This is a genomic window from Acidobacteriota bacterium, from assembly GCA_034211275.1.
GTDB lineage: Bacteria > Acidobacteriota > Thermoanaerobaculia > Multivoradales > JAHZIX01 > JAGQSE01.
This window is the reverse complement of the sequence record JAXHTF010000252.1, coordinates 1-8,851: the sequence shown is the minus strand read 5'-3', so window position 1 is coordinate 8,851 and position 8,851 is coordinate 1. Positions and strand designations below refer to the sequence as shown.

5 protein-coding genes are annotated in these 8,851 nt (G+C 62.4%); 4 read left to right on the top strand and 1 reads right to left on the bottom strand.

Translation table 11 applies throughout. From position 1 onward, the window contains the following. The 4 genes from SX243_23845 to SX243_23830 all read left to right on the top strand — a co-directional run. Positions 1-1,193 (top strand): RHS repeat-associated core domain-containing protein (locus tag SX243_23845; GenBank protein MDY7096019.1); only part of this gene is annotated, 1,193 nt, incomplete at its 5' end. Positions 1,194-2,102: 909 nt separating this feature from the next. Further along, the gene (locus tag SX243_23840; GenBank protein MDY7096018.1) at positions 2,103-2,720 is read left to right on the top strand and encodes a barstar family protein; all 618 of its coding nucleotides are present in this window, start codon (positions 2,103-2,105) and stop codon (positions 2,718-2,720) included. A 188-nt stretch (positions 2,721-2,908) separates the two neighbouring features. Further along, entirely contained in the window at positions 2,909-3,289 is a 381-nt protein-coding gene (locus tag SX243_23835) for a hypothetical protein (GenBank protein ID MDY7096017.1), read from the top strand. A 144-nt stretch (positions 3,290-3,433) separates the two neighbouring features. Further along, positions 3,434-3,841 carry a hypothetical protein gene (locus tag SX243_23830; GenBank protein ID MDY7096016.1) on the top strand — a complete coding sequence of 136 codons (408 nt, stop codon included), beginning with the start codon at positions 3,434-3,436 and terminating at the stop codon, positions 3,839-3,841. Positions 3,842-4,245: 404 nt separating this feature from the next. Here SX243_23830 and SX243_23825 read toward each other — a convergent pair whose 3' ends face one another. Next, positions 4,246-8,826, bottom strand: coding sequence for an RHS repeat-associated core domain-containing protein (locus SX243_23825; protein MDY7096015.1), 4,581 nt, complete (start codon positions 8,824-8,826; stop codon positions 4,246-4,248). Positions 8,827-8,851: the final 25 nt, after the last annotated feature.

Here is an 8,851-nt window from a genome sequence, read left to right as displayed (position 1 = left end):
AAGCCGATGGGATCAGCCCGGTGTGGGAGTGGACCTACGACGCGCTGAACATGCAGCAGCGCTACAAGCGGACCTTCCCCGACGGCACTTTCCAGGAGTACATCTACCTCTACGGCCCCGGGGACCTGCGGCTGATGGAGTTCGACGGGCAGACCGGGGTCCGGAAGATGACCTACCGCAACCTCGACGGCTCGCTCCTGCGCGAGTACGAGGTCCTGGGCTTCGGGCTCTACCAGCCGGGCAACCCGGGCGAAGTCTGGACCCACAAGAAGGACTTCCTCCACGGCCCCCTAGGCCTGATCGCCACCCGCACCCACGGCGGCGGCGCCCGCTTCTTCTTTTCTGACCACCTGGGCAGCCCGAGAGTCCTGACCAACGGCCTCGGCAGCCTCACCGGCAAGCACCACTACTACCCCTACGGCACGGAGTACTCCCCGGGCCAGGACGACGAGCAGCAATACAAATACACTGGCCACCAGCGGGACACCCACGGGCTGTCGGACTACATGCGGGGGCGGACGTGTGCCTTCCCGCTTCAGCGGTTTATGAGCGTGGATCCCGGGCGGGATGGGTGGAATCTGTATGCGTATACTGGAGGCAATCCCGTTCGCTTCGTCGATCCTACGGGGCAAGCTCGGACCGGCGCGCAGATCGCAGCTTCGGCGGATGCACGCATCGGCCAATACAAGTCGTTCGCGGTAGCAAGGTATACAGACGGAAGCCCTACCGGGGTGGCTCTCGCCACACTTGCAGGTACAGGGGCAGACTTTCTCAAGCTGGGAACGGATGTCCTTCGGCTGGGCGAAGGCCTCGGGGAGGCAGTCGGTAATGATGAGCTGAGCGGAATCGAAAAGGCCGCTGCCGTAGCTCAGGACCTCGGTCGCGCTTCGACGATTGTTGCTGGTGTCGGATCCGCTGGCGGGAAGGTGGTCAAGGGGTTTTCTGGCTTAGCGGCAAGCGGAAAATCTAGGGCAGGCAACATAAAGGTTCTAACGCGCCATCAATTGAAGAAGCACGGCATTGACGCCGAGGGAATCAAGCTTGAGCTGGTGGGTGAAAAGGCAGCCCGGACTTTTAACATCGGCATTGACGACGGTGGAATGGTGGTTCTGGTACCAGTCAAGAAAGGGGCGACAGGACCGGTTTCCACCGGAATCCCCTTCGCGGCTTTAACAGAGGGAGCGACACGATGACGGACTCAAGGCCGCTTATAACCACAGCCTTTTCCTTGGACGGAGAAGACCTGGACCCATCGGTGTGCACTCGAGAGATCGGACTAGAGCCGACCCATGCAGGGAGAAAGGGCGAGAAGCTGCGCAGCACTAGCCACGTTGCCTTGCTAACCGGTGTCTGGACCATCTCGGTCAAGCAGCGGAGCCTCGATACTAGCGAGGGCCTCGAAGAACTGCTCGATATTCTCTGGCCCCATCGTTTTGCCCTGCGGCAATTTCTCAGAAAGACCCTCTGGGAGGCTGCCTTCTCCACTAGCATGACTATCCGAGAAGAGCGACCCTTATATCACCTAAGCGCTGGGGTGATTCATAGAATATCTTTCTTTAGAGTTTCCTATGGCATGGATATTATCGATCTTTCTGATTGAATCTGTGCCGCCGGAGGTCGATCGCTAGGCCGGTTGAGTGGGTCTCCAACGTGAAGGAGTTCGACAGGCTCGGAAGGATCTGGTCTGATAGAGGATCATGAGACTAGTCATTTACTTCGTCGATCTAGAGGATGCGCTGGGTTCAGCGTTTCAGACGCTGAAGCGATGGTTCATACTCTCGTAGTTATCGAGGAGCCTATGACCAAAATCTAAGCGAGTTGATCCCACGGCTACTGGATCAGGAAGGGCTAGTAGCTACGGAGACGATCTCCGCCAGAGAATCATAGAGGTTTGGCAAGGAGCGATTCGCTGAGGTAGGACATTCTCTCGAACTCCAAGAATGGGAACTGCTCCTTGCACCGGTCGCCTCTCCATTGTGGAGAGGTTGTGCAACCAGTAACATTATCTACACTCTAGTTTTTCCGTGTGCCTCATCGCCACCCGCACCCACGGCGGCGGCGCCCGCTTCTTCTTCGCCGATCACCTGGGGAGCCCGAGAATCTTGACCAACGACCTAGGCACCCTCACCGGAAAGCACCACTACTACCCCTACGGCACCGAGTACGCCCCCGGCCAGGACGAATCACTTCAGAACATTCACCCAGGTGCACTAGTGACAACCTCAGAGAACACCCGACAGTGGCAACATTTATCTCGCTTCATTCAACTCTCCGACATCCAAAATGAAGCGGAGACCCAAACCCCCACAGCTCTATTCGGGAATCCGCCCCCAGGAACAATAGTTCGACGTTTGCGGGGTGGGAAGATGCGGAGCCTTCAGGGGTTGATGGACGAATTCGGAGCTGCATTGCAGTTCTTTGAGGGGTTTGGCGAGAACTGGCATGCTCTCAAGGAGTGCCTTTCCTATCTGGACGAGTGGCTTCCTGCAGATCAGTACATCCTCCTGATCCCAAGCAGCCATCAAGTACTCATCGACGACCCGTCGCAGCTGAAATGGCTCCTCAAAACGCTTCATGAAGTTGGCCAGTGGTGGCTAGAACCAATCACGGACAATGAACCGTTTAACCGCCCTTCCAAAGGATTTAAGGCAATTTTCGCCACCATGCCCGAGCTTTTTGATACTACGCTCCGCCGCTTTGAATCCGCCTATCGGAGTTGACGACCGTTCCCCTGCAACCAATCCAGTGCGCAAGCAGCTGGATGCGGTAACTCGATCTGCTGGAATTGACAGACGCGACTTCGGTGGCTTCGTTGAGGCTGTCAAAGAAGATGAGGGCCGGCGCGGCCACGATAACTTCACTGACCAGGAACTAGAGGAGCTTGCTGAAATCTACAAGGAGCTTGAGGGTGGCACTCACTAAGGAGGTCGTCGTGGGTGAAAATTCTGAAGAGTATTTTAAGCGATCAAGATGTTCTTTCCGATTCTTTCATCTTAGTAGGGAGCAGGCGGATCGGGTGGTAAAAGCAAACCACGAGGCGAAGATTCGGCCGAGCAGGCAGGTCTCAGGTGCTTTCGTGGTTAGTTTTCAGCTCGTCGAGGACGGAGATTACTCCTGGTTGGGCGAACTAATATCTTTATGGAGTCTGAGCCAGGAGGACTTCGGCTTCTTCCTCTCGTTGCTTACGGCCCGAGATAGCGACATAGTATCGCTTCCTGTCTTCGTTGGTGAGCTCTTTCGGCGAATGGGTGGCTGTTTCGACTTCTCGTTTACCTTTATAGAAGACTGACTCTTCAGAATCTCCTCAAGCTAGTGCGGGGCAGGATCAGCCGGCTTCTCAATACAGGGGTTTAGTCCCGCCTGGGAGTGGACCTACGACCCCTTCGACAACCTCACCGCCTACCGCCGCACAGGGGAGTCCTGGCAGTACTGGATGGTCGACGCCAAGAACCGCCAGCTGGGCAAACCCATCGACGGTGTCAACCACTTCTACGACGGCGCCGGGAACTTAGTCCGGGCGGGCTTCCAGGCCGATGGGGTCAGCCCGGCGTGGGAGTGGACCTACGACGCGCTGAACACGCAGCAGCGCTACAAGCGGACCTTCCCCGACGGCACCTTCCAGGAGTACATCTACCTCTACGGCCCCGGCGACCTCCGGCTGATGGAATTTGATGGCGCCACCGGGGTCCGCAAAATGACCTACCGCAACCTCGACGGCTCGCTCCTGCGCGAGTACGAGGTCTCTCTTCGGGCAGACAAGGCTTCGGGCTCTACCAGCCGGGCAACCCGGGAGAAGTCTGGACCCACAAGAAGGACTTCCTCCACGGCCCCCTGGGCCTGATCGCCACCCGCACTTGCACCCTCATTGGCGGCGGCGGCGCCCGCTTCTTCTTCGCTGACCACCTGGGCAGCCCCCGCGTCCTGACCAACGGCCTCGGCACCCTCACCGGCAAGCACCACTACTACCCCTACGGCACCGAATACGCCCCGGGCCAGGACGACGAGCAGGAGTACAAATTCACCGGCCACCAGCGGGACACCCACGGTCTGTCGGACTACATGCGGGGGCGGGAGGTGCGGTAGGGCTGTTGGGCTAGGTTTGTTCCGGACAACCTGCTCGCCGACCCCGGTCTTTGAGACCGAGAACAGATGGCTGGAAAAAGCCCCGACCCGCCACACCAGCGGGTCGGGGCTTTGTTGCAGGAGCTCGTGGGAGCTCACGGGAGGGTGCGGTCAGCAGGTTCCCTAGGGATTCACCCGGTCGTTGAGCTCCTCGGTGGCGAGGGAGGTGGCGACGTTGCCGGCGGCGGCGGTGCCGCTGGCTCCGCTCAGCTGGATGGTGAACCTGGGGGCGTTGCTGAAGGTTTGCAGGAAGGCGGCGTCGCCGGCGGTGACGAAGCTGGCCGTCCCGCCGCCGGAGAGAGCCTGCCCTTGGATCTGGCGCCTCACTCCGCTACGGCCGACGTTGACCATGGTGACCGAGGTCGAGCGGTTGGCGGCTCCGGTGAGGATGTTGGCTGCCACGGATCGTTCCGAGGCCAGGGCGGTGCGGGTGACCCCGCCGGCGCCGGGGGCGACGGCAAAGCTCGCGTTGGCGGCGAGGTTGAGGCTGCCGATGACTACCGAGGCCCTTTGCTGATCCAGGTTGGCCGGAACCATGGCCACGTCCATCTCGACTCCGGTGAGGGTCTCGAAGATCGCTTGCACCAGGATCGGCGTGTTTTGGATCACGATGTCCCGCATGACTTCGGTGCGGGTCATCTGCTGGGGGCCGGCGAGGGCCGGATGCTGCTCCATATCCGCCAGACCGGTGGGGTCGGTGCGGTTGATGGGGTCGTTGTTCACGTAGGTGAAGAGGTTCCAGCCGTCCCGCGCCGGGTCGGCGGAGACGAAGCGGCTGAAGGGGAAGGCGTAGGTCCGGCCCCGCATGTAGTCCGTCAGACCGTGGACATCGCGCTCGTGGCCGGTGAATTTATACGCCGGCTCGTCCGCCTGGTTGGAGCTCGGGACCCCGGCGCCGAAGGGATAGTAGTCGTGGCGGCCCAGGACGATCCCCCCGGTGCCGGTGATCACCCGGGTACTGCCCAGGTGGTCGCTGTGAATGAAGTGCAGGACACCGGTGCGGCTGCGGGTCGCCGCCAGCCCCTCCGGGCTGTGGAAGAAGTCCTTCTGGTGGGTCCAGACCTCGCCGCGGTTGGACGAGTTGACGTACGGGCCGTAACCCACAGCGCTCAACTCCCGAAGGACCTGCCCGCCGGCGTCCCGCAGGCGGATGGTCCGCTCTCCGGTATCGCCCCGGAAGGAGACGAGGCGCAGGTTGCCGGGGCCGTAGAGATAGCGATGCTCGACGAAGCTCCCGGAGCTGTCGCGGATGCGCAACAGGCTCAGCATGTTGAGAGCGCCATATTGCAGCTCATAGACCGGCTGGCCGTTGGCGTGATAGCCCACCTGAGTCATGTTGCCGGCGCCGTCGTAGAAGACGTCGTTGTTGCCCAGCAGGCGGTTCTTGCTGTTCACCGAGTAGATGAGCGGCGCCCCGCCGTCGATGGCGCGGGACCGGACATTGTCCCAGATGTCGTAGGTCATGGCCTGGCTGCGGTTGGCGCCGGCGTGTTTGACGGTGCCGGAGAGCAGCCGGCCGACCTTGTCGTAGACGTAGCTATCCGCGCCGATGGCGTAGATGGAACCGGTGTGGTCGTATTGATAGATGCCCGTGTCGAAGAAGGTGCCGGTGGAGCTGGCGAAGGACCGCCGCCGGGCTCGTTGCAACCCCCCTTGTCCTTGGTCGAAGGTTCCGACGACGCCGTTGGAATAGCGCAGCTTCGAGATCTGGAAGTTGGGGTGGAAGTCCGCCTCGGACCACAGACCGAGGGACGAAGCGGTCCGCCGGAGCGTCCCCATGTTGTAGGTGAGGGTCATGTTGTGGGTCGGCCCGGGCTGGTCGTAGGGGCTGTCGGCGCAAGGCTTGTTCCCAGTTTCGGGAGTGGTGATGCAGCCGGGGAAGGTCTGGGAGGCGGTATTGCCCAGGCGGTTGTAGGTCCAGGATTGGGAGAAGGTCGGTCCAAAGCGAGACGAGCCGGTGAGGTGGGAGTACTGGAATTGAGTTTGGCGCTGGCTCATCTGGGAGCCCCGGCCGCGATACTCATAGTTTTCCACCACCGTCCAGTCGTCCGGTGTGGTGGTGGTGAGATAGTTGTGCCGGGCGGCCCGGACCACCTTGCCCAGGGCGAAGTTGTGGCCGAGGGTGGAGCCGGAGTTGGAGGTGCCGTAGGCCCATTCCTCCATCACTCGGGAGCCATGCCGCACCTCGGTGCGGCGGCCGGCGTTGTCGTAGAGATAGCTCAGGGCGTGAGCTCCGTCGTTCTTCGTCCGGGGATTTCCCAGGGCGTCCCGGGTGTAGGTGACGTAGCCGGCGGAGGAGGAGGTCCCGACCTCCGGCAGCCGCTCGTGGCGTAGGAAGCCGCGGCTGTCGTAGCTGTAGTTGCGCACCTGGGAGGATCCGCCGTTGGGCAGCCGCCGGACGCGCTGGACCACGTTGCCGTCGGGATCGTATTCGGTGTCGGTGGCGTAGATGTCGTTGATCTCCGCGCGCATGCGGCCGATGCCGTCATAGAAGGTGTTGTGGTAGATGGTGGCGCAGCCGCTGGCACTGGTGCGGCGGCAGACGCCGGTCTTCACCCGCCGGATACCGAAATACTGGCGGGTCTCGAAGGTGTTGTCGGCGCGGGTCACCCGGCGCGGCCGACCGAAGGGGTCATAGTCGGTGTAGCGTTGCGAAAGGTTTTCATTCACCGAACCGCGGGCCTGCAGCGTCGAGCGCTTGGCCAGGCGGCCGGCGGCGTCGTAGCGCAGCACCTGGGAGGATTCCGCCGTGGTGGTGGGCCCGGTGGGGCGCCGGCGGACCTGCTCCCGGATCCGGCCGAACTCGTCGTAGACGGTTTTCTCGCGAGCCAGCACCGTCGAGCCGTCTTTGCGTAGCGTCTCGACTTCCGGATATTGGTTCGCTGCGTTGTGGTAGACGAGCTCCGTTCTCGCCACCCCCAGAGACGCTGCCGGCGTCTGAACCGTCGGGCGGCTCAGACGGTCGTAGGCCATCGTGGTCTTCTGGCCGGAGACGTTGTAGGTCGCCGACGGTAGCCCGGTGTTGCGGTCGATGTCCGCGCGGTAGGTGAAGGGGAAGGAAGCTCCACCGGTGCGGCTCGATTTGAGGGCGAGGTGTTGGTAGCCGTGGGCTGTGTCGAAGCGGCTGCCGTTGCTGGCGGAGCCGTTGACGGCGCAGAGGGTGCCGGTGCCCAGGTTGGCGGTGTCCCCTCCGGCCTGGATCTCGGTCACCGGCAGACCGAGGTTGACCCCCGCCGCCGTTCCCAGGACGAGCTTGCGGACCAGATCCTGACCGCCTCGCCCGGAGGAGGACTTCCAGCGGCGTTCACAGATCTGGCTGCCCTGGCCGTTGTATTGGTATTCGGTGATGTAGGAGGTACCCGAGTAGGACCGGGTGATCCGATCGTAAGGGTGCAGGATCCAGCGCGCCGAGGGCGCCGGCAGGTAGTTGCTGGCGGTTCCCGGCGTGATGATGCCGGTGATGGAGTTGACGGCGAGGGTCGTGCCTCCGGTGGCGGTGTAGTTGGTGGTTCGCTGCCCGGACGTGTTCACGCCGATGCCAAAATTGTCGCGGGTGGTGGTCTGGCGGTAATGCCCCGCTCCGTCCGGCTGTTGGGAAACCGACTCGGCCCAGCGGTTGGCGTCCTGGTGGAAGACCGTGCGGGTCGCGGCGAGCTGAGGATTCACCTGAAAGCACCCCGGAGAGTCGCCGGCGGGGTATTTGTTGCAGCTTCGGAAGGACATCTCGTAGCGCACGTACTCGCTGCGCTGGGCCGTGCAGCCCTTGGAGTTGCATTCGGAGGTGACCTTCGAAAGGAAGAGGGGCTTGCCGCCGTGGTCGGTGACGGAGAAGGTGCGGTTGTCGGGATCCCCATCACCCCGGCTCTTGGCCCAGGGCAGTCCATTGTCGTGGGCTCGCCAGGCGTAGATCGTGATGTTTGGAGTTTGATACTGACCGGTGCCTTCGGTGACCGCAGTGTAGTAATCCGTTTCCGTCCACTTGCCGTTCACCGCCGGTCCGGTGACGGTGGTCCGGCGATAGTCGGCGCGGGTGCAGGCGGCACCGTCGTCGACCAAATAGCCGCGGCTGGGGTAGAGGCTGCTGCTGTATCTCCACTCGGCTTCGGTGGTGCCGTTCTTGCGCTGCAGCGTTTTGCGGGTGATGCCCCAGATCCGGTAGTCGAGGTCGGGGAAGTTGGTCAATTGGGTGTACTGGCAGCGGGTCGGGAACAGCCAGGGGCCGTATTGGTACGAGACGCTGCCCTGGGCCGGCGTGTTCACCTGGGTGACCTTGCCGGTCAGGTAGGTACAGCCGCTGCCTTTGGGGACCTGGGTGTTGGTGACGAAGCTCCAATCCTGGGCGTCGGGGACCGTGATGCCGGTGAGCACGGCGGCGCGCAGGTGGTCGAAGCCCACCGGCAAGCTCTGGGTATCCACCGGGCAGCCTCGCGGCATGGTCCGCACCTGGTAGTTGAAGCCGTAGACCGCGCGGGTACCGTTGAAGGCCGCCAGATCGGCCTCTTGGAGCACCTTCCGCATATCGCCCCACTCGTCGCCGTCGGCGGTGGCGAAGGGAGCACTGCCGTCGCCGCCGCCGGTGTCGCCATTGTTGTGGCTGAAGCGGAGGTAGTGCTGGCGGCCGGTGGAGTCGCTCAAAGTCCAGGTCTCGATTCCGCCGGACAGGCTGTAGCTCACCTGGAGGAAGTTGCCGTAGGGGTCGGTCATGCGCTTGAGCCGCCAGCAATCGGTG

Coding starts and splice junctions, on each gene's coding strand:
- SX243_23830 (MDY7096016.1), top strand. CDS start 3,434: ATGGTCGACGCCAAGAACCGCCAGCTGGGCAAACCCATCGACGGTGTC.
- SX243_23825 (MDY7096015.1), bottom strand. CDS start 8,826: ATGACCGACCCCTACGGCAACTTCCTCCAGGTGAGCTACAGCCTGTCC.